35 protein-coding genes are annotated in these 24,890 nt (G+C 58.5%); 19 read left to right on the forward strand and 16 right to left on the reverse strand.

Features of this window, described 5'->3' with window-relative positions; genetic code table 11:
* Genes EN846_RS28105 through EN846_RS35340 form a run of 3 tightly spaced genes read left to right on the forward strand, consistent with a single transcriptional unit; the run spans position 1 to position 1,214 of the window.
* A complete protein-coding gene (locus EN846_RS28105) occupies positions 1–549 on the forward strand; it encodes a hypothetical protein (protein ID WP_135914020.1) in 549 nt (182 codons plus the stop codon).
* 14 nt (positions 550–563) lie between these two features.
* Positions 564–983: a hypothetical protein gene (locus EN846_RS28110; RefSeq protein WP_135914021.1), complete on the forward strand. Its 420-nt coding sequence runs from the start codon at positions 564–566 to the stop codon at positions 981–983.
* A 57-nt stretch (positions 984–1,040) separates the two neighbouring features.
* Positions 1,041–1,214 (forward strand): hypothetical protein, encoded by a 174-nt coding sequence (locus EN846_RS35340; protein WP_158302502.1) that lies wholly within the window; start codon positions 1,041–1,043, stop codon positions 1,212–1,214.
* Positions 1,215–1,285: 71 nt separating this feature from the next.
* On the opposite strand, the gene EN846_RS28115 is transcribed toward EN846_RS35340, so the two are convergent.
* Positions 1,286–1,663, reverse strand: a complete 378-nt coding sequence (locus EN846_RS28115) for a hypothetical protein (protein WP_135914022.1) — start codon at positions 1,661–1,663, stop codon at positions 1,286–1,288.
* A gap of 123 nt (positions 1,664–1,786) precedes the next feature.
* Between EN846_RS28115 and EN846_RS28120 the strand changes: the two genes are divergently transcribed.
* The gene (locus EN846_RS28120; protein ID WP_135914023.1) at positions 1,787–3,397 is read left to right on the forward strand and encodes a hypothetical protein; all 1,611 of its coding nucleotides are present in this window, start codon (positions 1,787–1,789) and stop codon (positions 3,395–3,397) included.
* The gene (locus tag EN846_RS28125; RefSeq protein ID WP_135914024.1) at positions 3,387–4,394 is read left to right on the forward strand and encodes a dienelactone hydrolase-related enzyme; all 1,008 of its coding nucleotides are present in this window, start codon (positions 3,387–3,389) and stop codon (positions 4,392–4,394) included. The genes EN846_RS28120 and EN846_RS28125 overlap by 11 nt, the downstream gene beginning before the upstream one ends.
* 174 nt (positions 4,395–4,568) lie before the next feature.
* Here the strand turns inward: EN846_RS28125 and EN846_RS28130 are convergent, their stop codons facing one another.
* Positions 4,569–5,276: an NYN domain-containing protein gene (locus EN846_RS28130; RefSeq protein ID WP_245518738.1), complete on the reverse strand. Its 708-nt coding sequence runs from the start codon at positions 5,274–5,276 to the stop codon at positions 4,569–4,571.
* A gap of 218 nt (positions 5,277–5,494) precedes the next feature.
* On the opposite strand from EN846_RS28130, the gene EN846_RS28135 reads away from it, so the two are divergent.
* Positions 5,495–6,478, forward strand: coding sequence for a hypothetical protein (locus EN846_RS28135; protein WP_135914026.1), 984 nt, complete (start codon positions 5,495–5,497; stop codon positions 6,476–6,478).
* Between the two features lie 57 nt (positions 6,479–6,535).
* On the opposite strand, the gene EN846_RS28140 is transcribed toward EN846_RS28135, so the two are convergent.
* The 6 genes from EN846_RS28140 to EN846_RS28160 form a co-directional block, all read right to left on the reverse strand.
* A complete protein-coding gene (locus tag EN846_RS28140) occupies positions 6,536–7,801 on the reverse strand; it encodes a competence protein CoiA family protein (RefSeq protein ID WP_135914027.1) in 1,266 nt (421 codons plus the stop codon).
* A 79-nt stretch (positions 7,802–7,880) separates the two neighbouring features.
* On the reverse strand, positions 7,881–8,057 hold the full coding sequence (locus EN846_RS35345) for a hypothetical protein (protein WP_189523715.1): 177 nt from the start codon (positions 8,055–8,057) through the stop codon (positions 7,881–7,883).
* Positions 8,054–8,626 (reverse strand): recombinase family protein, encoded by a 573-nt coding sequence (locus tag EN846_RS28145; RefSeq protein WP_348630837.1) that lies wholly within the window; start codon positions 8,624–8,626, stop codon positions 8,054–8,056. Before EN846_RS28145 ends, EN846_RS35345 begins: the two co-directional genes overlap by 4 nt.
* 9 nt (positions 8,627–8,635) lie before the next feature.
* Entirely contained in the window at positions 8,636–9,139 is a 504-nt protein-coding gene (locus tag EN846_RS28150; RefSeq protein ID WP_245518739.1) for a hypothetical protein, read from the reverse strand.
* Position 9,140: 1 nt separating this feature from the next.
* Positions 9,141–9,923 carry a hypothetical protein gene (locus EN846_RS28155; protein WP_135914028.1) on the reverse strand — a complete coding sequence of 261 codons (783 nt, stop codon included), beginning with the start codon at positions 9,921–9,923 and terminating at the stop codon, positions 9,141–9,143.
* Positions 9,924–10,188: 265 nt separating this feature from the next.
* Complete coding sequence (locus tag EN846_RS28160; RefSeq protein ID WP_135914029.1) at positions 10,189–10,653, reverse strand: hypothetical protein; 465 nt, start codon at positions 10,651–10,653, stop codon at positions 10,189–10,191.
* A gap of 114 nt (positions 10,654–10,767) precedes the next feature.
* Here EN846_RS28160 and EN846_RS28165 point away from each other — a divergent pair, with 114 nt between their 5' ends.
* From EN846_RS28165 to EN846_RS28180, 4 genes are read left to right on the forward strand one after another with little or no spacing between them, the layout of a single operon-like run.
* Positions 10,768–11,187, forward strand: coding sequence for a HigA family addiction module antitoxin (locus EN846_RS28165; RefSeq protein ID WP_135914030.1), 420 nt, complete (start codon positions 10,768–10,770; stop codon positions 11,185–11,187).
* A 47-nt stretch (positions 11,188–11,234) separates the two neighbouring features.
* Positions 11,235–12,257, forward strand: coding sequence for a site-specific DNA-methyltransferase (locus EN846_RS28170; RefSeq protein ID WP_245518740.1), 1,023 nt, complete (start codon positions 11,235–11,237; stop codon positions 12,255–12,257).
* Positions 12,257–14,275 carry a DNA methyltransferase gene (locus EN846_RS28175; RefSeq protein WP_135914031.1) on the forward strand — a complete coding sequence of 673 codons (2,019 nt, stop codon included), beginning with the start codon at positions 12,257–12,259 and terminating at the stop codon, positions 14,273–14,275. The genes EN846_RS28170 and EN846_RS28175 overlap by 1 nt, the downstream gene beginning before the upstream one ends.
* 3 nt (positions 14,276–14,278) lie before the next feature.
* The gene (locus EN846_RS28180; RefSeq protein ID WP_135914032.1) at positions 14,279–16,240 is read left to right on the forward strand and encodes a DUF2357 domain-containing protein; all 1,962 of its coding nucleotides are present in this window, start codon (positions 14,279–14,281) and stop codon (positions 16,238–16,240) included.
* Between the two features lie 92 nt (positions 16,241–16,332).
* Here EN846_RS28180 and ligD read toward each other — a convergent pair whose 3' ends face one another.
* The 7 genes from ligD to EN846_RS28200 form a co-directional block, all read right to left on the reverse strand.
* Positions 16,333–17,289: a non-homologous end-joining DNA ligase gene (gene ligD / locus EN846_RS28185; RefSeq protein ID WP_135914033.1), complete on the reverse strand. Its 957-nt coding sequence runs from the start codon at positions 17,287–17,289 to the stop codon at positions 16,333–16,335.
* Positions 17,255–17,407: a hypothetical protein gene (locus tag EN846_RS35350; protein ID WP_189523716.1), complete on the reverse strand. Its 153-nt coding sequence runs from the start codon at positions 17,405–17,407 to the stop codon at positions 17,255–17,257. The genes ligD and EN846_RS35350 overlap by 35 nt, the downstream gene beginning before the upstream one ends.
* Complete coding sequence (locus EN846_RS28190) at positions 17,407–17,637, reverse strand: hypothetical protein (protein ID WP_135914034.1); 231 nt, start codon at positions 17,635–17,637, stop codon at positions 17,407–17,409. Before EN846_RS28190 ends, EN846_RS35350 begins: the two co-directional genes overlap by 1 nt.
* Positions 17,638–17,716: 79 nt before the next feature.
* Positions 17,717–18,019: a hypothetical protein gene (locus tag EN846_RS28195; RefSeq protein ID WP_135914082.1), complete on the reverse strand. Its 303-nt coding sequence runs from the start codon at positions 18,017–18,019 to the stop codon at positions 17,717–17,719.
* A 5-nt stretch (positions 18,020–18,024) separates the two neighbouring features.
* Entirely contained in the window at positions 18,025–18,198 is a 174-nt protein-coding gene (locus EN846_RS35355) for a hypothetical protein (RefSeq protein WP_189523717.1), read from the reverse strand.
* Between the two features lie 18 nt (positions 18,199–18,216).
* Positions 18,217–18,369 (reverse strand): helix-turn-helix transcriptional regulator, encoded by a 153-nt coding sequence (locus tag EN846_RS36035; RefSeq protein ID WP_245518741.1) that lies wholly within the window; start codon positions 18,367–18,369, stop codon positions 18,217–18,219.
* Positions 18,312–18,566 carry a hypothetical protein gene (locus tag EN846_RS28200; protein WP_245518749.1) on the reverse strand — a complete coding sequence of 85 codons (255 nt, stop codon included), beginning with the start codon at positions 18,564–18,566 and terminating at the stop codon, positions 18,312–18,314. The genes EN846_RS36035 and EN846_RS28200 overlap by 58 nt, the downstream gene beginning before the upstream one ends.
* 706 nt (positions 18,567–19,272) lie before the next feature.
* Between EN846_RS28200 and EN846_RS28210 the strand changes: the two genes are divergently transcribed.
* From EN846_RS28210 to EN846_RS28220, 3 genes are read left to right on the forward strand one after another with little or no spacing between them, the layout of a single operon-like run.
* Entirely contained in the window at positions 19,273–19,722 is a 450-nt protein-coding gene (locus EN846_RS28210) for a protein psiB (RefSeq protein ID WP_135914035.1), read from the forward strand.
* Positions 19,719–20,720, forward strand: a complete 1,002-nt coding sequence (locus tag EN846_RS28215) for a hypothetical protein (protein WP_135914036.1) — start codon at positions 19,719–19,721, stop codon at positions 20,718–20,720. The genes EN846_RS28210 and EN846_RS28215 overlap by 4 nt, the downstream gene beginning before the upstream one ends.
* Entirely contained in the window at positions 20,717–20,965 is a 249-nt protein-coding gene (locus tag EN846_RS28220; protein WP_135914037.1) for a hypothetical protein, read from the forward strand. Before EN846_RS28215 ends, EN846_RS28220 begins: the two co-directional genes overlap by 4 nt.
* 37 nt (positions 20,966–21,002) lie before the next feature.
* Here the strand turns inward: EN846_RS28220 and EN846_RS28225 are convergent, their stop codons facing one another.
* Positions 21,003–21,290: a hypothetical protein gene (locus EN846_RS28225; protein WP_135914038.1), complete on the reverse strand. Its 288-nt coding sequence runs from the start codon at positions 21,288–21,290 to the stop codon at positions 21,003–21,005.
* 923 nt (positions 21,291–22,213) lie between these two features.
* Between EN846_RS28225 and EN846_RS28230 the strand changes: the two genes are divergently transcribed.
* From EN846_RS28230 to EN846_RS28260, 6 genes are all read left to right on the forward strand, one after another.
* Complete coding sequence (locus EN846_RS28230) at positions 22,214–22,411, forward strand: hypothetical protein (RefSeq protein ID WP_135914039.1); 198 nt, start codon at positions 22,214–22,216, stop codon at positions 22,409–22,411.
* A gap of 152 nt (positions 22,412–22,563) precedes the next feature.
* The gene (locus tag EN846_RS28235) at positions 22,564–22,842 is read left to right on the forward strand and encodes a hypothetical protein (protein WP_135914040.1); all 279 of its coding nucleotides are present in this window, start codon (positions 22,564–22,566) and stop codon (positions 22,840–22,842) included.
* Positions 22,843–22,943: 101 nt separating this feature from the next.
* Positions 22,944–23,219, forward strand: coding sequence for a hypothetical protein (locus EN846_RS28240; RefSeq protein ID WP_135928099.1), 276 nt, complete (start codon positions 22,944–22,946; stop codon positions 23,217–23,219).
* A gap of 9 nt (positions 23,220–23,228) precedes the next feature.
* On the forward strand, positions 23,229–23,924 hold the full coding sequence (locus tag EN846_RS28245) for an SOS response-associated peptidase (RefSeq protein ID WP_135914042.1): 696 nt from the start codon (positions 23,229–23,231) through the stop codon (positions 23,922–23,924).
* Positions 23,925–24,032: 108 nt separating this feature from the next.
* Positions 24,033–24,359, forward strand: coding sequence for a hypothetical protein (locus EN846_RS28255; RefSeq protein ID WP_245518750.1), 327 nt, complete (start codon positions 24,033–24,035; stop codon positions 24,357–24,359).
* A gap of 178 nt (positions 24,360–24,537) precedes the next feature.
* A complete protein-coding gene (locus EN846_RS28260; RefSeq protein WP_135914045.1) occupies positions 24,538–24,726 on the forward strand; it encodes a hypothetical protein in 189 nt (62 codons plus the stop codon).
* Positions 24,727–24,890 lie beyond the last annotated feature (164 nt).

The following is a 24,890-nucleotide window of genomic DNA, read 5'->3' on the forward strand; positions in this document are numbered from 1 at the left end:
ATGAAAAACCTGCTTTATGCGGCAGCCGGCCTAGCAGCCGTCGCTATCCTGCCTGCTACCGCCGCCAAGGCTCAAGATGCCTCCTGGGGTTGCCAAATACTGCTCTGTGCTGCCTCGCAAAGTCCGTCCTGGCATGGCGTTTCCTACTGCGTTCCGCCAATGACGAAACTCATTCGCGCCATGGCGAAGCCAGGCTTCTCTTGGCCGATTTGCCACGAAGCAAAGGCTGGAGAACCTGGCCGCCAAGAGTACGCAGACTGCCCGGAAGGCTCGAAGGTCGGCTATAGCGAGCGGGGCAAGGAAGGCAATCGCCGCGTCCCCGATCAGTGCGTCAAGACCGTGAATGTCTGCAAATCGAGGTTTAACAGCCAGGCCGACAAAAATGGCCTCACTATTCCCGTTCGTCGTGCTGGTCCTGACAGCGACGGAAGCGATAGCTGCACTAAAGAAATTTCGTCAATGCGTCCCCGCCGCGCCGATCCCTGGTATTTCGACATCCCGAACGACCAAGGCGTAAAACAACGCCACTGGTTCAATTTGAATCTTTAGGTGAGGATTCTAGCGTGAACCAAAACGCACTTCTCGCGATTGCCGCCACCGTTGGCTTGTTAGCCGGCGCTGGCGGCACATGGCTTGCGATGCCCGGCGTCGAAGCACAGGCACTTTCCAAGGCCGAACTCGCAGCGGCTATTTCTGCCGATCCTTCTCTGTGCCCTGTTCCGCAAGCCCCGATCGTCGAAGCGCCGACGGAGGATGAAGCTCTTGCCGCTTTCCGGAAGGCACAGCAAGCTTCGCCGCTCGTTTGGGACCGCAACAACATGCCCGAGATCTCGCTTGCTCTCGGCCAGTGCGACAAGAACAGCAGCGGCCCCGGAGTATCGTGCATGACATCAATCAAGATGTCACCACAGGCTCAGCCCCTGGATCGCGTCGTCGGGTTTGCCAAAGACGCATCCGGAGAATGGATCGCTACCATCAACTAGCCGGCCTCCGCCGCCGGTTTTAAACGGCGAGACCGACGAAAACAGGTGTTGCTGAAAATGGAAGACGAACTGCTCGACTACGCCACAGTCTGTGCGACGGGTCTGATCTGCCTCGTCATTGCCCTGCTTTTCGGCTGGAACTTCATCGCCGCTTTGATTTGGGGATGCTTGACCGGTGCCGTGCAGGCCGGTGCGATCAGGTTGATCCACGGAAGAGCAGATCGACTTTGACCCGCAAGCACCTGTGGCATGAAGAAGCCCGCTTTTCAGCGGCTTTTTCACCCCCATGATGGCTGATCACCTCACCCAAAAGGCGCCGCCATCTCCATAACCGTCGCCATTTCCCTTTCCTCGAGACGCTCCCGCCTCGCGATCAGATATGCCGCGATGTATACCAGCTTCCCGATGGATTCCCGGTGATCGGCGGGCTGATACGCAATCACGTCGCGCCGCGCCGCGGCCTCGTCCAACGCGATCACGTCGCCAGCCCCAGGCGCCTTCTCAGCCTCTCGCAACGCTTTGGCCGCTCTTTGAGCCGCGACATGTCGTTCGGTTATGTCGGCCAGGGAGCCGCGCCGCGCCTCAGCATTAATCGCCGTGCGATTCTGCCGAGTGAAATGGTTGCCTCCGGATAGGTCATTTGAAGATTTTCCTAGGCTCAGCATGGCTTCATTCCTCATGCGGGCACACTCCGCCCCTGCCACCCCGGCCAAAATCGAGTTGAAAAATACGTTGATTGAGGACGAAGGCACGATAGGATACGAAGCCTAGCGAAACGAAACGAAAGTAGCGCCTGTAAGCCATTGATTAAGAATGGAAAAATATTCCTCCCTCCGCCGGGAGACGAAAGTGATTTCAAAGAAATATTCAAGCGGTTGGCCGCGGCGGGTGCTGGTAGGCCATTGGGCAAGGACGGGTTTCCTGCAGGCCCATGGACGCCCGAGCTTCTCGCAGAGGCGATTTCACAGATAGATTCCAACCGGATTGGGGTCGATCTGCGAACGGTGCAGCTTTGGTTTCAAGAGAACGAGAAGGGAATTAGCACTGCCAATATTCGTTGGCTGGCGAGGGTTTTTGGCTGCGATGATCCGGCGGCAACCAGCGAATGGCAGATGGAGCTTAGTGCGGCGCAATCGCGGTTATCGGCCAAGAGACGAGAATGGAAGAGAGCCGGAAGCAGCGTTGCACAGGAGATTCCAGACACAGCACTGGCTGCGACCTTCGATGACGACACAGCGTCTCCAGAGCTAAAACGGGATACTGACGCCAAGGGGCCGAGGCGGCGTTTTAGTTTGGCGAGGAAATCGGAGGCGTTTTTTAGTCACGGATCTCCCCTGAATTTACCGGCGTCGGTGTTTGCCGGCATGACCGCCCTCGGCTTTATGTCGTACATCATTGGTATCCACAACGTCACCTACGAGCGAGCGGACGGGCTCGTTAAGCAGGTTGGATTCCTTTGGGCCGCAAATTGGACACTCGACTTTATGGTGTTCTTACCGCTGTTTTTCTTCTTCGTTATAGAGTTGCTGGTCTTCTGGAAAAGTGAGGGGCGCAGAAAGCTCGCAGCGCGGGGCGATCAGGTGGAAAGCGACGACGCCTGGTTGCGCAACGTTGACGCTTCCTCGTACACATATTGGTCGGTTTTTTTGATTTGCTTGCTGTTCGCGGGTCTTTTTCAATGGATCGGCGTGTCCTTGATCCCGTTGATGAAGGGCGGTGGCAACTACGCCATGGATTGGGGAAAAATAGCTCTTGTGCGTCCTGAGGTCATATCTGTCCCCGAAACAGTCGTTTTTACGGGGATCGCTTACCTATACATGTGCCTGGTGTTTTATCTTTTCTTCGCAGGTCTCATTTTGCTCTATACGGTTGTTCATGATCTTTGGAGAATTGGAGACGGATTGAAGAAGCTGCCGCATGTTGATCATCAGCAAGAGCTCAATGAAGCCGGCCTCACAGTGATGCGTGGGGTTTTTCGGTGTACTATTTTGGGGGTTTTGGTCGCCATATGGATGAAGGTCCAAAGCTCTTATCTGGCATCCAGTGGTGAGAATATTGTGGCGTGGTTGGTCGGCGATATGTCTTCGATGTTCCAAGGTCGCGATGATGTGAGCACCAGGTTCCGCTATCGTATGCCGACGCATTACAGCAGCTTTCTTATCGTTATTTCGACCTGTTTTGTATTTCTGTATGGCTCCATCCGATTAGGTGTCGGAGGTCGATTTCACGCGCCTTTGTGGAAGATGTCGGCGGTCGTGGCGTTACTTGTTGTCAGCTACTTGTTGATCGACGCGTTTGCCGGCTTTTCCACCCTTCTGGCCATTTCGGTGCTAGTCGCACTATACGGCCTGTTCGATCCAGGATTAGGCCGCTGGCGAGCGAGCGAGTTAGGAAACAATCAGAGTGTTTCATAGTTGGCTCGATCGTTGGGACGAACGCCGGGCCCTTCGCGGAGAGGAAGGGAAGAAACCAACGGATTTCGTCCTTGACGCGGAACGCGCCTTTCCAGGTGCGAAGAAGATAACAAGTATCGAGGAATTCTGTGCCCTTGCGGACCAAGCCGTGGCTGATCCAGCCTTTTTCGATGAGCCGAGTGTGAGTGATCAGGGTTTTGTAAGGCTAGATGGGTGGCTCAAATTTTCATCGGACATTTCTACTGACATCGAACAAAACAATGTCGTCTCGGCGAAAATCACAGAAAGCGGGTCGTTCGATCAGGCGATGGTGATTTTTCATCATTGGAATGCAAGCGCCCGGAATCGTCAGATTGCCAACTTTTTCTCGCAGCGTGGCATCACGGTTGTCGAGATTGCTATGCCTTATCACTTCGAACGCAGCCGTCCCGGCTCCGTGCACGCCGACTATATGCTTAGCCCTAATCTCGGACGAACGATCCAATCTGTAAGGCAGGCAGTGTTGGATGGACGAAAACTCATACGTTGGTTGAAAAGCGAAGGCTATCGAGAGATTTCGGTTCTCGGAATGAGCTTAGGTTCGTGGATTGCGGCCATAGTCGCGGCACACGACTTGGCTGTGTCAAAAGCCTCGTTGTTTCTGACGGCGGGGAGCCTAGCGGATATGGTTTGGACGGGCCGGGCGACACGATCGATACGCGATAGCCTTGAGCCTGAGATTGAGCTGACCGATCTCAGAAGGGCCTGGGGTCCACTTAACTTGGAGAATTACGCGCGCAGTTTGGCACGGCCTGATCTCGATCTTCAGGTTGTGTTGGCTAAGAGAGACAAAGTGGTGTTGCCAGAGCTATCGGAGAGGTTCATGCAGAGGCTGAAGGACGCCGGGGCTAGGCCAAATATTTTGGAATTAAACTGTGGTCACTATTCGCTCGCCATGCCGCCTTACATTTTGTTGGCCGGTTTGAGCTTGAAGCGGTTACTAAGGCGCGGCCGTTGAGCGGTTTCTGTCGTCTGCCCACGCTTGGTACCCTATGCACCCGAAGTCGCGAAGAGGCTGAAAGGATCAAAGGAGCGGCGGAGTCGATCGGGAAACAGCAGCACGAAGAGTTCTCAACGCTACGCGGCAACCGATAAGGATTGGTGACCAGGTGAGCGCGGACTGACAGCTTCCTTATTTGAGCTTTACCATAATGACTTTTGGGTTCTCTCCGATGCGTTCGACATCCACGATGCCGGAGGCCTCGACGAGATCACTGAGACGCGGAAAGCCGTAGTTGCGTGCGTCAAAGTCAGGGGCCTGTTTCGCCAAGTGTGCCCCGACGCGAGCAAGGTTGGCCCGCCCATCTTCATCGGCCGAGGCTGCGACCGCTTTTGATAGCATATCGAGCGTGGCCTTATCGAGCTTGCTCTGCGCAGCAGCCGGTTTGGTGGCTGCTGTCTTCGGCAGGGAGGCGGCTGTCGACTGTTCGGATGTGTTGAGGACATCGAAATAAACGAACTTGTCGCAAGCCGTAATGAAAGGACGGGGCGTCTTGCGCTCACCGAAGCCATAGACTGTGACGCCTTGCTCGCGAATCCTTGCCGCCAACCTTGCAAAATCGCTATCGCTCGAGACGATGCAGAAGCCGGAGAATCGACCAGTGTAGAGCAGGTCCATGCCGTCGATAATCATCGCGCCATCGGTCGCGTTCTTTCCGGTCGTATAGGCAAATTGCTGGACCGGCTGGATCGAGTGCTCGAGCAAACATTCTTTCCACCCTTTGAGATTTGGGCCGGTCCAATCTCCGTAGACGCGTTTGACACTGGCAGTGCCATAATTGGCGATCTCGGCCAGGAGGCCGACGATGATCTTTGGCGACGCATTGTCGCCGTCGATCAACAGGGCAAGAGTGGACGTCGTATCGGGTTGCCATCGTCACTCTTTGTGCCAGTTAACCGCGAAAGCCGCAACGCCCATGGAAATAGAACCCGAGCCGCGAGAAGGCGTCTCGTAAGCAGCCATTGCTTTGCGTTTTGGTCCTCCAAGGTTCTTGTGTTAGAGCTCAGCGACAATGCCTTCTTAACGACGTCCTTGGTCAGACAAATAGCGGAGGAAACGTGGCGCTTATCAGGTGCCCGGAAAGGTTCGATGGCGATTTCGCCGGCTTCTACTGCGGCTTTGTAGAGCCCAATCTGCCGGCCCTCGAAAGGGTCAAGGCCTTTGACGCTTTTCTCTCCATTTATCTTTCGAGCGATCGCCCGGTGCATATCGTCCGACAGGTCAGGGGGCAGGAGCGAGGCACTCTCTATACGACCGCTCGGGGAGATGTTTTGATGCCATCCGACAACGCGCCGGGTTGGTGGCTTCATGCATTCTTGCTGGGCGAGCAGCCCATTGAAGGCGCGTCCGCGCAATTCTTTGCTGAGGTTCCTACTCATATGTTTGGCATCGTGGGCAGCGAGAACCTAAATTCCGCCGGCTACCACCTGGCGCATATCGTGCCCGTCAAGAATCGTGATCTTGACTGGACGAACTGGACGCGGGCCGATCTCCAGCGGCGCTTCCTGCTCAACATTCACCCGTGCAACTGGTTTCTGATCGCCAAGACGGAATGGCATCGCAATGGGGCGCGCGCAGATATCACTGCGTGGATCAAAACAGCCTATGCGGAGCGGTACGGCGAGCTTTACCAGACTTTCGTGCGAAGGGTCGGGAACTCCGACCAAGCACCCGATCTGCGGCCAGGATCACCAGACTACAAGTTCCACGCAAAGGCTGGGGGTGAGGGGATCCAGCATCGACGTGCACCGCGCCGCCGAGCCAGTGGAGATGGTAGTGATTCATCCCCACACATTCGCTCGCTAAACCGTCCAGGCGTAGTGCGAGAGCTTGTTGGCAAGGGCGTAATCCTAAATATAACAACGGTCGGCAAGCGTTTTGTGGTGCCACATGACGAGCTGCTCGAATGGGTCAAGGCCAACACAAACGTGCCCAACACCCGCAGCTGGCTTCATGCTGGCAACTACAACTGGCCGCTCCCGACGCAGGCCCTGCTTACCTTTTTGCGCCGTTTCGAAGTCTCTTCTATGGAAGCGCCGTAGCCTGGCGCGACATCCTTGACGATCGTGAGACTCTGAACATGCTGCTTACCCCAAGTGCTATGGGCTGGTGGATAGCGGCCTGCCGTCAGGCAGAATGGCGTTGCTAAACCCACCCATTCTGGAGACGACAATGCAACAGGTTGCAAATCGGCCGGAACAGGCCGCTATCCGCTGTTCCACAACTGCCCGCCCTATGTCAGGCAAGTGCGCTTCGCGCTCCGTTTTGTCGACAATTCCCCATAGGAGCATTGACCCACGTATTCCTGATCCCGCTTGTCCCAACAATCCTGACTTTGTCATGTCTTTCAAGAATTCCGAATATCGTTCATACGGAGAGCGGTAAGCGCGTTCCAGTTTTCGCATTCTGGACGCCAAGTCGTTGTCCCGGAAGACGAATGCCTGGTGCACCCATCCTTTGCTGCACATGGCCATGAAGGCATCGAAAGGCCAAGGGCCTCTTCGACAGGCGATCTCGAGCAGGACAAACGACTTCCACTCGGCGTCACGGACTTCGAAGCATGTCTTGTGTTGACCACCACCAGAGACCGCTTTGCGGAGCCCGTATTCGTTTGCCTTTTCTTGCCATGGCCCTAGCGAGAATTGGCTTTCTGCCGGCCGCTCAATATAGATTTGCCACAGCGCTCTTGCTTCATCGTCCTTCTCACGTTCGATCGCGTTTTTTCGCTCCTCCATCATCCGCGTGCCCTTGGCGAACATGCGCGTCTGAAGCCACTTCCTGGGCGCCTTGAAGAGAATCGCTTCATCGAGGTGGTTCAGCGGCTCGTTTCGGTATCTTCTGAGATCGATTTCAAGTACGCCGACATCCATGGCATTGAGCTTGGCAAGCTTCGTCGGGTCGCAAGCATGCGTCACAAGGAATTCCACGTGAAGGTCGCGGCCACCGCGGCGGCAGATGACGTCAGGAACGACTTCGCCCGCCCTTTTCTCAAGAGCCGCTTCGTCGAAATCGAAAACGGCTTCCTTGAAGACTTCCAGCACGCCGTTCTGGTCCGTCATTGTGATGGCTGGTAATTTCAGTCGCAGCCGGTCGCGGAGTACCATCTTTGCAAACTTGTGCAGGGCAGTTTCACCAGGCGAGCTGCAGTTATCGGCCTGGTGTGCCCGGTGAGCGAATACGTGCGCCCTTTGCTCGCCCTTTCTGGCGACCATGTCCCGACCGCATCCAGGGCACATGCATTGGCAGGTGAGGCCTGACACGACATCGTCGATATGGACCCGCGAGCCGTCTGTCTTGCTTTCTGCGACACGGATGAAGCCCGCGCTTGTGCAGTAGTACAGGTCACGGAGTGTGATTTCGGTCATGTGGCAACGCCCAAAGGGTGGCGACGCCCTATTTTCAGGATTTCCGGTCGCGTCGGCAACAACGGTCAGCGTCCCGTATTTAGGGATGCTTTCGTTTAGCGGTTTTAACCCGGCGATTGCCGGTCTCGCCGAGCTCACAGCCACAGTATGCGACCGACGTTGTCGGATCTTGGCCGAACTCGTCAATTGCCGCATCGGCGGCCTCATCTTCAGTGAGGAGTTCCCAGCCAGCTATGACGGGCGTGGTGTCGGTCATCGTTGTGTTCCTCCTTTCGTGTGTTCCGCCCACACTCGCTTGACCTGGCTCGGGCTGCAGCCGGCCAGTTGCGCCGTATCGGCTATGCTGCGGCCGGCGGTGCGCAGGGCGATGACGCGCTCGTGCACTTTGGTGTCCGCCTTCCGGCCGCTGTAACGGCCCTCGGCCTTGGCCAGTTCGATCCCCTGCCGCTGCCGCTCGCGGCGATCCTCGTAGTCGTCGCGCGCGATCTGCAATGCTACGCGCAACAGCAAGTCCTGCACCGATCCCAGCACCACGCGGGCAACGCCGTTGGCGGTTTTGGTCAGCTCGGATAGGTCCACGATACCGGGCACGGCGAGTTTGGCCCCCTTGTCGCGGATCGCCGCGACCAGCCGCTCAGCTTCATCTAGTGGCAGGCGCGAAATGCGGTCGATTTTTTCTGCGATGACGACCTCGTCGGGCTGAAGATCATTGATGAGGCGTAGCAGCTCTGGCCGATCGGCGCGCAGCTCCCTAGAGTGCGCAGTCAGGAATGCGGTCACCCTAGTCGGCCAAGTCGCGATCTTGTCCATGTCGACGGGGTGCAAGTGCGCCTCCTATGTTCGCGCTGCAAGGGTTTTCCACGCCTCGCGATAGGGCTCAAGCCAGCCTGGGCCGCAGCCGATCATCAACCCCTTGCGTTCGAAGTCAGGCAGGAAGCGACGGAAATCGGTGTCGTTGCGCTCTTGCCCCTTCGCTCCAGGAGTCTTCAGCCAGGCTTGGTGCGATCGCCTTATGACGTCGGCGACCACTTCGCTGGGCACAACGAAACACGCTGGCGGAGCGGTAAGCGACTTCCCAAAATCCAGAAATGAATAGAACAGCCCTGGGGAACTGATCGACTCGTGCTTCTTACTCATGTGCCAGCCGCCGTCGCTGCCCTTGTCAATGCGTGTCTTGACCTGCACAGCGCAGAGTCGATCGCCGATGTCGTCCGTCACTACGATATCGCAGTTCGGCACACCGACCGGTGCCAGTGCAGCGATAAAGCCGTGGCGCAGCAACAGCGACATCACGTAGTGCTCGCCGGCAGCGCCGAGGAGAGTGGATGCAGCGACCAAGTCATGCCTCCTGGGGAAGGGAATTTAGTTCCTGAAGCATCTTCTCACCGATCTCGACCACTGTCGCCAGATCACAGATCATCTGCGGATGAAACCGTACTGGGGTGCCATCGTCCGTATCCGGGCCGTACGCATGCATCATCCAAGGCTCGAACACACCGAGCTCCGACTGCTGCCCCAGGAGCTCGTCATAGAGGTTGAAGTTACGCGCCTTCAGCGCCTCGAAGCTCTCCGTCTCAAGGCGGCGCCATTCCGCCGCCCCCTCGTCGTCCATGCGCGTGGAAGGGATGTAGAGGGGGATCCTGTGTGCCAGCGCGTGCCGGTAGTTCTCAAGATAGCCAAACCACGCATCTGTGCCGGACATGTGCTCCTGCATGGCCTCCGACAGGCTCTCACGGATCGCCGTATTATCTGGTGTTAAGCCGATGTACATGGACGGGATCGGCTTGCCTTTGTACTTGGCGTCTGCCTCCCAGACCCACAACCGAGCGAGGTTGTCGACTGCGCCATAGACGTTGATCACGAAAGCCTGCAACCAGATCGCGGCGTCGTTGATGCCCTGGCGCGAGGGCTTCTCGGCCTCGGGTGGGACCAGCTCATAAACTTGCTCGATGCAGCGGATTAGGGTGTGTAGCCGTCGTGTGAAGCCTTGCACAGCCATTACTTGCGACCGTTCCTGCCGATAGGCACGAGAGATCAAGGCTTCGCTCAAAGCACGTTCCCGGGCGGCCCACTCATCGAGGCTGTGATGGAATTCTGCGATCTGCTCTGCGCTGTACGGCAATCTGGTCTCCCATAAGATCCGGCGATATTAGGTGAAAAGCGAAGGGGGAGCACCATTTCGTGCCGAGACTTCAGACGCGTGCAGAAAATCAGACGTGCCGACTGCGAGCATCTTCTCTACCGCAGGTTTCAACGACGCATTGTTTCCAGCTTGCCTTCAGTGGCCGGGCCAGCAAACAGTTGGCCAGGCCGAAACGGGGAATCTCGGGCCGCCTGACGCGTGACCGCTTGACGCTGAGGGTGCATGTTTATCGTCCGACCATGCCCTAAGCAGCCGGTCCATTGCCGGCCCCGGCTTCTGTGGTCCGTGGGGAGCCGAACAAATGGCAAGTTTCGGGCGACGGCGGGAGTATGGCTTCAGAGATCCGGATTTCCCCAGAAAAAACGGATGCGGGTGCGTCCCGAAGATCGCGCGTACGCGCTGCCGAAGATGAGCGTAGCCGAGCGGAGAGAATACGAACGCCATAGGCGAGATGACAGAGCCTAAATTCGCGCTGCTCCGCAAGAATCCAAGCAAGACACCGTAGCGATTTCGGCGGCTCAGTTTTCCACAAAATGATTTCAAGCCACGCCTGCTGTTTGGGGCTGATCCTGCCGCCAAGTGTCGTGCGTGCTTTCATCTGCTGGTCAAAGCCTGCCTCGCGATCATTCAGGGAATCCTTGTATCGGCAGCAGAACTCAGCCATGCCGCCGCATGACCTTTCGTCGACTTCCTCGTCGTCGAAATCCATTTTCGCCAAAATTTCAGCAGCCGCTCGGCGCGGGGCGGCGAGGTGCGTAGCGCGTAACTTTACACGCAAGCGGCATTTCCATAATCTTTACTACTGATTCGACCTCGAGTCGCCATGAACACCTCCAAGGCCCCGCAATCGAGGACCCCGCTCCATCCTGGGCGGTTTGTCCGAACCAAGATCATCGAGCCCCATGGGCTGTCCGTGAAAGACGCGGCGACAGCCTTGGGCGTTCACAGAGTGGCGTTATCGCGGCTCCTGAACGAACAGGCTGCCCTCTCGGCTGAGATGGCAGTCCGTCTCGAAAAGGCTTTTGGGGCCGATATGGTGAGCCTGATGCGAATGCAGAGCGAGTACGACATTCGCCAGGCGAAGCTAAAATTTGGGGGTATCAAGGTTCCCGGAAATGTCGACGGTGAAGGACGTAACGGCGGCCCCGGTCGGGCCGCCCATTCGAGAATATCCAAGGATAGCAGAAGGAGCTCAGTTGCATACACAGAAAGTGGAAGCCGCAAGAGTGGCGGCCGTGGCTAAACAGCTACTCCTTGTTTCAATTTCAGACTACTGACCGGGGGCAGAGCATGGGAAATACGGCGCTTAGGGTCGTGGGCGGTACGGACGTAAGCTCAAAGACCCGAGCAAAGACCGCCAGATCGTCGGGCGACAAACCCAAGACCAAAGCCAATGCGGCTATGGCGCCGACTGTCATTGACGATGCCACATTCCTCTCCCCGGTGCTGCAACGGAAGGCATACTATGCCGACGAACACACCATCATCCTCAACATGGATGTTGCGGATGCGCTCGAACTGCTGACGCAGACGGGAATGATGGTGAACTGCATCGTCACCTCACCGCCGTTCTACGGGCAGCGTGACTACGATGTTGACGGGCAGATCGGTCTTGAGGAACACCCATCATCGTTCATCGAAAAACTCGTCGCGACGTTCGACGCGTGCGATCCTATCCTCGCGCCGAACGGCAGCATGTGGGTCAATATCGGCGACACTTATTGGAGTGGGAAGGGCGAACACAAGAGCGGAGAAGCGAAGCAAGGGGCACGCCGCTTCGGAATTCGTCCCCAGGACAAGAAGGGCGACGGCAAGTGGTGCATCCCCAAGCAACTGCTTCTGATACCGCACCGCTTCGCGATTGCGATGCAGGACAACGGCTGGACGGTCCGCAACGACAATGTCTGGCTAAAGCCCAATCCCATTCCCGATCAGGTACGGGATCGGTGCTCCATGTCTCACGAGTACGTCTTTCATTTCGTGAAAAATCGTTGGTACTACTTCAACAAAGAACCGGTCGGCCGACCGAATGACTCCGGCTCGGTTCTGCCGCCGCTCGATACATGGGAGGTGCCGCCGGTGCGCGGCCTTCAAAACGGTCACAAGGCGCGCTTCTCCGAAGAGCTTGTTCGTATTCCGATCCTCGCGACCACGCCCGCCCGCGGCGTCGTCCTTGATCCCTTTGCCGGTAGCGGCACGAGTCTCGTATTCGCGCGCAAGAACGGATTCCGCAGCATCGGTATCGATATCAAGAAAGACTTCTGCAAGATGATGGTCAAGAATCTGGAGAAGGTCGAGAGCGGAGCCGTCTAGTGGCGATATTTCTTTCGGCAAAGCGGATTGAACGGGCGATCGGCCAGCTGGGCGAGTCGCGCGCGAAGCGCACGCCGCTGTTTGATTTCATGATCGTCAAGCGGACGATGGCCATCAAAGGCGCAGCAAGTGTCGCCATTGCTGAGTCAGCGCCGGCCTTTATTCAAGCTCTGGAAGAAATAGGGGCCGCCGGACTTGGCAGGGACGATCATTACTACTTCAACCCATTCGCATTGCGGGAAGCGGACAAGACCGGATATCGGCCGCGCCGTTACCGATCGAATGGCACGAACTCGACGATTTCCGGTACACCCTGGCGGGATATTATCGTTCTAAGCAGCGACTCACCGCGACAGGCAAGTCTGGCATCCGGCTACGATACCCACCTCGCCGCGTTGGCGCTCACGGCTAACAAAGCAAAGCCCCTTCCGAACCTCACCGAGGCGGCGGTCTGGTACTGGCGCGGCCAGGACCTCGATAGCGTGCTAACGGGAATCTCCGATGCCGCCGGCCGCCTGAAGCGTCTTACCGACGAGTTTGTGGCACGCATCGGATTCACCGCTGCCGAGATTGCGGCTGTGTTTGACACGTCCATTGACGATGGCGCCACAGACGACGGCGGTCCGTTTGTGTCGAGCGCACCAGCGCCGCAGGACTATCTCCCGGTAAAATCCTTGCCGATCGGAGTTACCAAGGCGGAGAACCCCGCCGAAGTATCGTTCGCGCTTGTCACCGCGCTCGCAGCCAAGAACTTCGTCATCCTGACCGGCCCTTCGGGGACGGGCAAATCACGAGCGGCCCTGAAACTGGCCGAGGGTTTGCAGCGCCTTCATGCTGACGAGGTACAGGGCTCGATCTTCGAATTGGTAGCAGTGGGGCCAGATTGGACCTCACCAAAGCGGCTACTGGGATTCCGAACGCCTTTTGGGAAGGAGCGGAAACTACCAGACGGAACCACGACGCACGAAAGCTACGAGATCACCGACGCGATCCGCCTCATTCTTCGTGCGAGTCATTCGGATGCGGCCGATATACCGCACTTCCTGATCTTCGATGAGATGAACCTTTCCCATGTGGAACGATATTTTGCGCCATTCCTCTCCCTGATGGAGGCGGCGACTATTCTCGATGCGGAAAGCGGCCTCTCTCTGATCGGCGGTGACGACCTGAAGCTGATCGCGGCCGTGCTCGAAGCCGACAGTCCCGGAAGCAGGGAGGCGGAGGCGGCAACCGCGATGCTCAACGACGGGCGCGACTTCATCCTTCCGCCGAATCTATTTTTCGTCGGCACGGTCAATGTCGATGAGACCACCTATATGTTCTCACCGAAGGTTCTCGACCGCGCGCATGTGATCGAACTGAATGCCGAGCGACCAAGCGCCTACCTCGGGGCAGCCACCCGCACCGAGCCCGGAGGGATCATTGCCATTGCCCAAGCCGATGTTGCGCTAAAGCGCGGAATCGATGCGCGAGAGAGTCAAAAATACGCCGTGGCCAATCCTGCGACCATCCTGGATTCGCTGGCCGACACGGGGCTCACGGCGCCAGAGATTGACACGATCCGCGCCGCTGTGGTGACGGCGCTTGACGGCACTTACGACCTCGTTTCCCCATTAGGCTTTGCGTTCGGCTATCGCATCGCGAAGGAAGCGTTCATCTACGTGACCGAATGGATGCTGTCCAAGCACGCAGCCGGGGCCGACAAGGCTGCGTTGCTCGTGACCTGGCATGACGCGCTCGACTACGCCATGCTGCAAAAGGTTCTGCCGAAGATTCACGGAAACAGGAGGGCGCTCGGCGATAGTCTGCGCGCGCTCTCCGCCTTTTACGCCGGTAACGATTCAGGCTCCACGCCAAGCGCCGGCTACACGTTGGGCCTCGGTACGAAGGTTGAAATACCGGCGGCGCGCAAGCTGACGCTGGCCGAGGCCACCGCGCAGCTTCCGCAGTCCCGGCAGAAGCTCGACACCATGCACGACCGCTTGCAGGCGACCGGCTACGTATCATTCGTAAGCTGACACATGGCCATTCCCCTCCACAGAGCGCGCTTCTCATGGGGGGCCAAAACCCACCTCGACCTCGAATGGTCCAAGGGCAGCGGCAAACCGCTTCCCGTTCCGCCGGCGGCCCCGCAACTGGTTATGGCCGAGGAAGAGACCGCGCCGGACGAGCACACTGCGCGCGGAATCCCCGCAATATGCTGGCGCGAGGATAGTCCTGTCCTTTTTGAGCGATTCCAGCTGCGGGAGAACACCGAATATCTCGTCGATGTAACGCTGGCCAAGAGCTTTGCCGACCTGCAACAAGGCGGGCCTTACCCGAAGGGCTGGCCCTTCAACGAACGGCTTGCAACCGTCTTTCGGATCGATCCTCCTCGACGCTGGCGCGAGAATGCTGATGGCAGCACGACCATTTCCGGTCTTCTGCGCTTGCGCGGCCACGCCGGCATTCTTGACCTGAGCCTTGGCAATGACGCGCCCCTCATTGCCGAGGTCGTTTGTCGCAAGCTCGGCTATCTCGATGAGTTTCGCGCCTTGCTCGACGAGGTGGCGGAGGAATTTTCTGAACTCCTCCTTCAATATGACAGTCCGGTCAGCGCGTCGTTCAACCTATCCGACGTAACGCCCGAGACGGAAGCGGCGCTCCTGTTCCAGATGCGCCACATCATGACGGACCGCAATCTGCCGGTCGCCCTGGATGAAATCAGGCGCTGCTTTCATACGCGGCTGGATCAATGGCGAGGGACCGAAGACATAGGCGCCGTGCAGGACCCCGATGTTGCCGCCTTTATCGAGGAGTTTGACGAGTCTGTTCTGGTGAAGGGCGGCCCGTTCGCGCGCCTTTTCCACGGGTACAGCCCACGCCAGTTTCCGGTCATCGAGGCGCGCGAGACGGCCGACACGGCCGAGAACCGCTATGTCAAATTCTTCCTCGAAGAACTGCTGCTCATCACGCAGCGCCTTGCCGGCGGTCTGGCGCGCAATGGAAGGACTGCCTCTGTCCGGGAAGTTGAGAGCTGGATCTTCGTCATCGACGAAGAACTGTCGTCCGGTCAGTGGCGGCAGGTCGGCGCGTTCCGCAGCTTCCCTTCAAATTCGCAGGTGCTTCAAAAGCGCCGCGGCTATCGCGAAATCCTCAAATTCGATCTCTCGCTCAGAATGAGCCTGGAACTGCCGTGGAAGCGCGCCGGCCAATTGGCCGACGGACTGATCGGCGATCTCCGGCCGGTCAGCGAACTTTACGAATACTGGTGCTTCTTTCTCTTGCGCCGATCACTGACCGAGCTCGCCGAGGCGGAGTTGCCGAGCGACGGTTCGCTCGTCGATGTTACCGATGACGGTTTGCAGGTCCGCCTTCTTCGCGGCAAGCGCAGCCGTGTCAGCTATCTCTACAGGCGGGATAGCGCGCGTACCCTCAAGATGAACCTGTTCTACAATCGCGTCTTTCAACGCCCCACGCGCGGCCTTTCTGCGTGGCACGGCAGCTACACGGCCCGCTTCGATCCCGACTACAGCATAGAGATCATCGTGGAAGGTGACGGACTTCTGCACCGACATTGGCTTCACTTCGATGCCAAGTACAGGCTGGACTCCGTTGACCTTGAGGGCGTTTCCGTGAGCGAGGGGATCGATGACGACCTGGACGCTGACTATGAGGCCGAACTCGCGCGGGTCTACCGTCAGGACGATCTATTCAAGATGCATACCTATCGCGATGGCATCCTGAGCAGTCGCGGGGCCTATATACTTTTCCCTGGCGACGGCGCATCTCTCAAACTTGCCGGGTCGCGCAAGAACCTGTTCGTTCGGCACCCGTCCGCGTTCGATGGTACCCCGGCCTACTTGTTTCCCAGTGTCGGCGCTTTCGATCTTTGCCCTGGTCGCGACATTGGCCAAAGGCCCATTATTCAGGAGTTCCTGAAAAGCGTCCTCGATGCCGTATTTGCGGGCAAGCCCTATCGCGAGGAAGAGGGCATTTTCTGAGCAGCCGGCTATCGCCGGCCCACGACTTCAGATTATGCGGAATCGGGACGCCGGGCGGACACGAAAAAGAGCCTCGGATCGATCAGGCCCTTTTACAGAAACTCGTCAACCGATCGGTCTTCGCGAATGCCCTTGAACGATGGATGGCGGAGCTGATGATCCTCGGTCCAGCCGCGGTATTCGACGTCGACGACTATCTCCGGCCGTGTCCAAATTGCACCTTTCACTTTGAGACCGGGAATAGGCGATTTCTCGGCTTCAGCGGCTTTGAGCCGGCGCATCATGTCGGTGCCGATGCGTGCATTGAAGCCAGTGCCAACGCCGCCGGCGAAGACTAGATTTCCGTCCTCGAGATTCGCCAGGAGGATACTTCCCAGCCCCCCATAACTGTTGCCGGGCTCGTAGCCGATGACGATGAACTCATCACTCAGTACGCATTTTGTCTTCACCCATTCTTGGCGGCGGCCGGATCGATATGGACTGCTGCGCAGATTGGAAACGATGCCCTCGAAGCCGAAATGGCAGACTTGTGCGAGAATGTCGCTGCCGCCGCTGATCTCGTCGCTCAAAACGATGCCGTTCGGCGGCGTCTCACCCAGCAGATTAACTAGCGCTTCTCGCCGATCGACGAGTGGCCGATCGCGAAGATCCTCGCCGTCAATCTTGAGCAGGTCGAAGACGGCAAGCATGATGTCCTGACGTCTCCCGCCGCGGCCAAGAGCCCGCTGAAGACTGGAAAAGTGCGACAAGCCTTTCTCGTCGGCGACGAACGCCTCACCGTCTATTATCGCGTCCGTGGCGTCGAGCTCGGCCACCGCCGAGACGATGGTCGGAAACCTGACGGTCCAGTCGTGGAGGTTGCGGGTGAGGATTTTGACCTTGCCTCTGTCCAGATAGACGCCGATCCGATAGCCGTCCCATTTGATCTCATGCAGCCAGGCAGGGCCTTGCGGGACGCGATCAACCAGGGTCGGCAATAGCGGCGGGATCACTCCGGCCGGCACTCTCGGCCGGTCACGGGCGCTGGTAGCTCGACGCGCCCATTTCATGAAGCTTTCCGACCCGTGATCTGAACAGCGAGAACGTCAGGCGGCCGTCATCCCATTTCTTCAACCCATCGACCTCAATGGTCAGACGATCGCCCGGCTCGATCTTGGGAGGCGGCATCAGTGTATCGAGCAGATAACACCGGCAAACACCGAGCCGGTGCGGTCGAACAAGTGAATCGCCCCCAATGTCTCACGATCATCCATGATGTCGCCCCAGCTGTTGGCGATCGACTGGACTTCCCAGCTGTTGCCGTGCTTCGCCCTGGCAACGGCAAGCTCGCGCCGGACGGCGTCATCGAGGCAAATGACTGCGGTCTCGCTCATGTCGAGAAAATATACAGCGGTCAAATTTGTTCCAGCACCTTGACCGCAATAGGCAGTGGCCGGAGTCTCCTCTCTCACAATGACGGAGAGGATGTCGCAGGCTTCAGTGATGAGTTCTCGTATTCTCCGACCAGTGCGTCGCCGGCGAGCCGGGATCCAGATACCGGCCGATCGATCGTAGATAGGCAACGATTTCCAGCATGAGGAAATCGCGATCGCCGTAAGTCTCCTCGATCTTCTTTGTCTTCGGCATGATGACTTCCCGTTCTGCCGGCGTCAGGTCGGTGTCCCCGAGCACATATCCGTAATGGCCGATGGCGCAGATGTCGCAGCCTGCCTTGATGATCGCATCAACAAACGCCGGAACCTCGCTCGCCTTCATGAGCCGCTTGTTACTTGCCGCCATGAATGTCACTCCCGTTTGCTCCATTGAACAGCAGAAGTGAATAAGGGCGCGGCTGGCGCCGCGCCGTCATAGCCGCTGCCGTCTTCGTCAATCTCTTTCGTCTTTAGGTGGTGAAGAAAGCTCAGAATAGCTAGAAGCGTGAGCCCGTCGAAATTCGCCAGCTTTTCAACGATCGCCATACGAGTTTCAGCTTCGGCCTAGTGCTCACCCCAAAGATGCGGCGCGACCGGGTACAGGATCTCCACCGGTGAAATGCTTAGCACTTCGCAGATGTGAAGGAGCCGGCCGACGGTCAGCCGCGAAACCGCGTTTTCGTAGCGATTATAAACCTGGTCGCTGAGCCCGAGCATCGGCGCCAGCTTCGATCGCGGGATTTTCCGTCGGTCGCGAGCGTTGCGAAGGCTGGTGCTGATTTTTTTTCGATTTCGGCGCTTAACTGCAGTCCGCCGAAGCTGGTTTTCCGATAGACCGGCTTGTCAATTTGCGGATCGTCGATCTGTTGTAAACCGAGGTGAGAAATCCATTCTTCGAAAGAAGGTCCTGCCATTGCTCCTGCCAAGTGATGTTGATCTTCGGAGTTCGTTCGAATTAATGTAACCGAATTGGTAGACTGGATGCACCTTGCAATCTCGTGATCGTGGCAGAATTTTATGGGCGCGTCGCTTCGCGAAACCGCTCTATGCCGTCGGCACGGAGCCTTGCCTACAGCCAGTCTCCGCCCATCCGGGTGACGATCGGACGCGCAGGCCGCTACGCGGCCAGAACGCCGTCATCAGTACACCAAATTGGGATATCGCCCGTTTACAGAACGGCCCGAAATCAGCATAGTGCCGGCTCGGGCAATACGAGTTGGTGATGGTAAGTCGCTAGCCCTTCTTGCCACTCACCGCGGGAGCCGTCCTGGCGCTAGCCAGTGACGGCTCCTTTCATTTGCGAGTGACGGCCGCGATCGCGGCCGACTTTGTCGCCTCAGAGAGGGAAAGAGGGCTCTGCCCTCTCTCCCTCGCAAGGAAAAAAACGGTCTCCCCGTCCTTCCTCCGCGCGACCAAGTCCGCGCTCCGTGCAGGATCGACGCGGATCCGCTTAGGCGGATCATGCGTCGCCCCTTCGGCTTCGCCTCGGGCGGGCGAACCCCCTCCGTTTTTTCCCTTGCCTCCCTCTCTCCCGCTGCTCCGCGCGAGCTCGGGAGCAGGAGCGGGGCTCCTGCCCCTTCGGGCACGCGACCGCTTCGCGGAGAAAGAAAGGGCTAGACCATGAAACAGACTGCTTACCTACTGGACCCCGAAACCACGATCTTTCGGGCCGTCGAGCTTCCGGCCGGAATCAGCTTCAAACCCATCTATGACCTGATCGGGTGCCGCTTGATCGAGGTCGTGCGCTTTGATGAACGGCATTCCCTGTTCGCTGACGAGGAAGGCTTGCACGACGGCTTAACCGCCTTCACCATCTTTGAAGGATACCCGCAGCCGCTGGCCGGCAAACTCGTTCTCGTCGGCGGTGACGGAAGCGAACCCTACCACTCTCCCCTGATAAGCCTTGAAGACGCTTCGGCGCATTTCAAGTGCTGCCGTCCGGTACTGGACCCGGTGTTTGCGACCCACGACGAGATGACAGGGGGAGGGCTGATCATCTCCGGCGCATTGATGGGCTTGCAGGTCAGGATTGACCGCCGTGCCCTGACCTTTGTCGAAGGAGAGGCATGATGAAAATCGCCATCGTGGAAAACCGAAGCCTCGCCATCGTGACAGGAACCTTCGCCGCAAACATTGCGGCGAAGGACATCGAACACCAGTTCGATGCACTGACCCACTTTCCAGACCGGCGCGCAAACGCCGAGCTTGACGAACTGGCCCACCGACTGAACGAGTTTGCCGTCTACGTCGTGGAGCTGTGGGAGAAGGCGAGCGCACCGAACCCGGAACCAGAGATCGAGGCTTTCACCCGCCGCCACGTCGAGTTGACGCGGCGCTATTGGGCGGCGGAAAGCCGCTGCATGAACTGGTTTATTACCGGACCGGCGCGCTTTCCCGTTGCCCGCAACGAAAAGCGGATGAAGATTTCCGATGCCCGCCGCGCCGATCTTGCCGCACATTCAGCAGCGGCCCGGAAAGCGGTGAAGCGGAAAGCCTTCCCCCACTGTGCGGATGACGAGCCGATCCGCTCAGGCGATCCATCAGCGTTGCAACGGATCATGGCGAAGATCGAGGACCTGGCCCTGTCGATCGACAAGATGAAGGCCGCGAACTCCATTATCCGGCGCATGGAAAAAGACGGCGCCGACGACGCGGCCATGATTGCTGCGATCGTAGCCCAGACCGGCCTTTCGGCAGAAGTGGCGGCACGCGGCGTCGTGCTGGCTGACTGGCAATGGAAACGCGGATTCGACACGGCGGGCAACCGCGCAGAAATCCGCCGCCTGCAAGGACGGCTGAAATCCCTCACGCGGATGCACGAGCGCGGAACGCAGAGCCAAGAGGTTGTGACACAGGCCGGAGCCGTCGAGATCAAGGAAAATGCCGATATAGCGCGCATTCAGATGATCTTTCCCGGCAAGCCCGACGAGACGACGCGGCGGGCGCTGAAGGCCAATGGCTTCCGCTGGTCGCCGTCGCAAGGCGCGTGGCAGCGACACTTGAACGAGGCCGGGAGATGGGCCGCCGAACGAGTGATGAAGGCGATCAGCGCCGAAGGTGCCGCATGAGTGCGGCACCTCTCCGGCGTCCTGCCCGCCGCCATGTCACTGTGTACGATACGCCGTCGCAGCTTGGTGGCAGCTTCACCGTCTCGATTGTCGAGACGCTGGCCGGAAACGCGGTGAAGGTGCGCGTCTGGTACGGACGCGCGACCGCGCAAGGCTGGGAGGCGTGGAAGGATTGGGACGGCTACACGTTCCAGACCGATCAGGACGCCCTTACAAACGAGAGGGTAATGCCGCGTTTCAAATAGCTCAACGCGCCGCGTCGATTGACGGCGCGGCCGGTTGTCATAAGCGTTGCGCTGATCGAGACGAAGGAGGCTGAGAAGCCGGTGGTTCGCCGCCCGTATACGAAGCGCGGCGCTTAGCACTTCGCGTGATCATGTCCGCAAAGCGATCCAGATCGCCAGCCAATTCTGCCGGGTCAATGATACCTTGCTGAAATAGCCGTAGAATCTCCACGGCAATGTCGTCGCGGTTGTCTCCTTCGGAGACCCCATACTTGGCGCAGCAATCGTCCACGGCTTTGGTGAAAATTGCGAGTTCAGCGGGATCCGCCATGCCGAACCTGTGCATGCTTGCCTCCCATCAGGCGAAAACATGATCGACACTTCCAAGCACCCGTGTGCCCCGGCATTTTGCGGATGACAGGCCAGTATACGCCTTTCGACGCGGCGTTGCGAATCCTATTCCGAAACTTAGAACATGACCACTACCGCCATCCGCCAAGCCTTGGTGAACAGCTCGGAATTGTGCGGTAAGCTGTAAGAATCAGCTTCGAGGGCGAAAGCAGCAGCGCCGGGCCAGCGGCGCGCTCGGGGAGGATGGGCCACCCCGACCGAGGCGACGACCTCGCCCTCGAACCGGAGGTGATTGCATGTGGTTCCTACCACTTAGCGTCACCCTAGACGTGAAAAGGACTCGGACCACCTGGCTAGTGAGTATCCGAGTCCAATTCTGGCTCTAGGAAATGGGGGCGAGCCGAAAGGCTCGTCCCTACTCCGGAACCGAATATAGCGCCTTTCTCCCACATTTCAAAGCCGGACCGCTCCAGGCCCGCATCGAACGGGCCAGGAACGAGCGAGGGGCGCCCCTCCCCTCGCGCTCCCCTCCCCAACCAAGGCCGCCGCCCCGTTTACGGTTCGGCCCGGCCATCGGCTTGTTGTCGTTTGTCGGCGGTGGAATTCCGCAGCAATCTCCTCGCCCACTGCAGCCAAAAGACCGGCGGAGAACCGGCCTGACGGCCGGTTGACGATCTGCCGATTGATGGGGCCGATGGGCGGCCGGGGCGACTAAGGCCGCGTTCTCCGGCAGCTCCAAAGTGGCAGTACGCAATCTCAATGCTGCGCACGGTACGGCGGGCCCCTGCCCGGGCGTGCAACCCTAAAGGGTTCCCCTCTCCGCTTCGCTCTGTTGCGACCGCTGGCGCGGTGCACTTGGCAGTCCCAGCCGTATTCGAGCTCCGCGATTGCGCACAACCATTTAGGAGGATCTACCTCATGAGAACGCTCGTAACCTTCTGCCAGAAGACCGGCCGCCGCCTTCGTCTGTATATCAATCGGCAAATCGCCAAACTGTCCCCTAAGGGCCAGTTGAGGATCTCCGTCGCATTCTCGCTTCCGTTCCTCGCCAAGCTCGAGGTGAGCTATCAAGTGCAGTTCGACGAAAAAGCCGACAACGACAACAAGCCGAAGTGACCGACGGCGCCGCGCCCTACCAAGCAGGGCGCGGCTTCCTGACGGCTGTTCACCGCGAATACGGGCAGGACGGCGATTGACGACGACATGAAGGACCGACTTGACTCTTTTGTTCTCATTTTGTTCACTGTTGGCAAATTGGAGACGAACCCATGAAACCAATGATCGCGACCGAGACGGAGCAGCCTGAGATATATGCCACGGTAAAGCGCGAGCGGGCCGCCATTCATCGGGCCGCCAGCAAGATGTCAAAGCACATGCGTGGCCTGTCCGATGTCAGCCAGAAGCAGGTTATCGCGGAGCTAACGGCCGCTTGGATATTGGCGACCTATCCTGAAGACCTCGATCTGGCGTTGTCGCTTTCGGATGCGATGCGGCACCAGACCGACATTTACCTGAGAGAGAGCAAGAAGCCCGGCGCTCACCACTGATAGTTCAGCGTAGCCGTGGCCCATCGCCTGCCAGGATCGATCGCGAATGGCCGTATCAAGTGGCTATGCCTGACGACCTATGCACGGGGCGCAGCTTCACATTGATCCGCGAATTTTGCGAAGAGCGCAGGCTATCCTCAATGAAAAGGCTAGTGCAGGCGATATGGCCGGACGGCCAATATGAGGACTGGCGGCTCTACTGCTTCGCGGACGAGGCCTCCGCACAGGCGTTCCTTGACCACTTCCCAGGCGTGGTGTTCGATCCAAAGCGCGACCGGGAAAATGGCAAGGCGCATGGCGTCTGGCGCCGGACGGGTAAGTACAAGAGAATTCTCGATCTCGGGCCCTTGAGCGTTCCCGAGATCCTGCGGAATTGAGGCAACGCCATGTGCGGACGTTACACTCGGTATTTGCCCTGGTCGGAAATTCACCGGCTTTATCGACTGACGGCGCCAGCCGAAATCGGCCGCAACGATGCGCCGCGCTACAACATTGCGCCCACGGAAGAAGTGCCGTTCGTCACTGCCGGCGAGAACGGGAGCCACCGGCTTCGCGAGGGCCGTTGGTGGCTCGTGCCGTTCTGGGCGAATGAAGTTCCCAAATTCCAGATGTTCAATGCCAAATCAGAAGAAGCTGACAGCAAGCCGTCATTTCGCGACGCCTTCAAGTCGAAGCGCTGCTTGATTCCGGCTGACGGCTTCTATGAATGGACGATATCGCCGGCCGACAAGAAGCAGCGCGATCCTTGGTACATCTTTCTGCCGGAGCATCGGCCGTTTTCGTTTGCCGGCCTCTGGGCCTACAATTCAACGCTCGACATCACGAGCTGCACCATCCTGACTGCCGCCGCATCCGAACCCATGAAGCAGATCCACGACCGCCAGCCTGTCATCCTCGACCAGTCCGCTTACGAAGCTTGGCTTGATCCGGCGACGCCAGTCCCCGAGGCGAAACAACTGCTTGATCTCAATCTAGATGGCCAACTGCAATTCTATCGGGTGAGCCGGGACGTAAACGCGACCGTCAAAGACGGGAAGCCAAACGACAGCCAACACATGATCGAGCCGATATCGCTGCTATGAGCGACGAACTGATCCGCCTTCCTGGTGTAATGGAGCCCGTAACGCGCCCCGGCATTCAACACCATAGGTGCGAGCATCCCGGCTGCGGCAAGAATGCGGGATGGGGCTTTGCCAAGCCTCGGCAGCCATCGCACTGGTTCTGTTTCGAGCACCGCGCCGAAGGCGAGCGCTATTTATGAGGAGGCGTGGGTGATCAGACAGCCAAGGCGACAGGGCGAATACCCCGACCGCGAGATCGACTGCCAGGAGGCAATGGAGCCAGGCTTTCAGGCGATCGTCGATTGCATGCTTGATGCCGGGTGGACGCGTGGGGAGATCATGTGCTCGCTGCGGCGCCTGATCGCAGCCGACAACATGGCGCAAAAGGAAAACGCCAAACTTGCGACTGAACTCGCCTTTATGCGGGCGATGGTGCGCGCTGGCCGGCATCTCTAGTCCTTGACGATTGCCAAGCCGGCGTCAGATGGCTTCGAAGGGCGATTATATTTTTTACAAGCGCGGCTGGCGTTTCGGGGCTAGGACGCGCGCTTCCCGCAAGAGCGACGCCCAATTGTGTGGCCCAAGGAAGTAGATAGCCGCTTTGGTCCAAGCCGCGACCAGAGACGGGTTAGAGATGAAGCGGATCAGGACCGACAACATCGCGACCGGCTACAAAGGCAAGCCGCACGCTGGCCCCGTAGACGACGAATCGAAACATTTCATCTACTGCCCGGTCTGCCGGCAGACGTTCGACGCGCGCGATTTAGGGCAGGTGTTTCATCATGCCCAGCCGGAGCACGAGCCGCTGATGCCTGTAAATTGAAAAGACCGCCAGCCACTGGCAACCTTATGGTGTTCCAAGCGGCAGTTTCCAATGCACCATCGACGTGCCGAGAAGGAGTAAGGCCAGGGGAGAATTGGAACCATTGTGGCAATGGTAGCTTGCTTCAAGTACGCGTACTTCGCGGACACAATCTCACGACGGTG

This window comes from Mesorhizobium sp. M4B.F.Ca.ET.203.01.1.1, assembly GCF_004791025.1.
Taxonomy (GTDB): domain Bacteria; phylum Pseudomonadota; class Alphaproteobacteria; order Rhizobiales; family Rhizobiaceae; genus Mesorhizobium; species Mesorhizobium abyssinicae.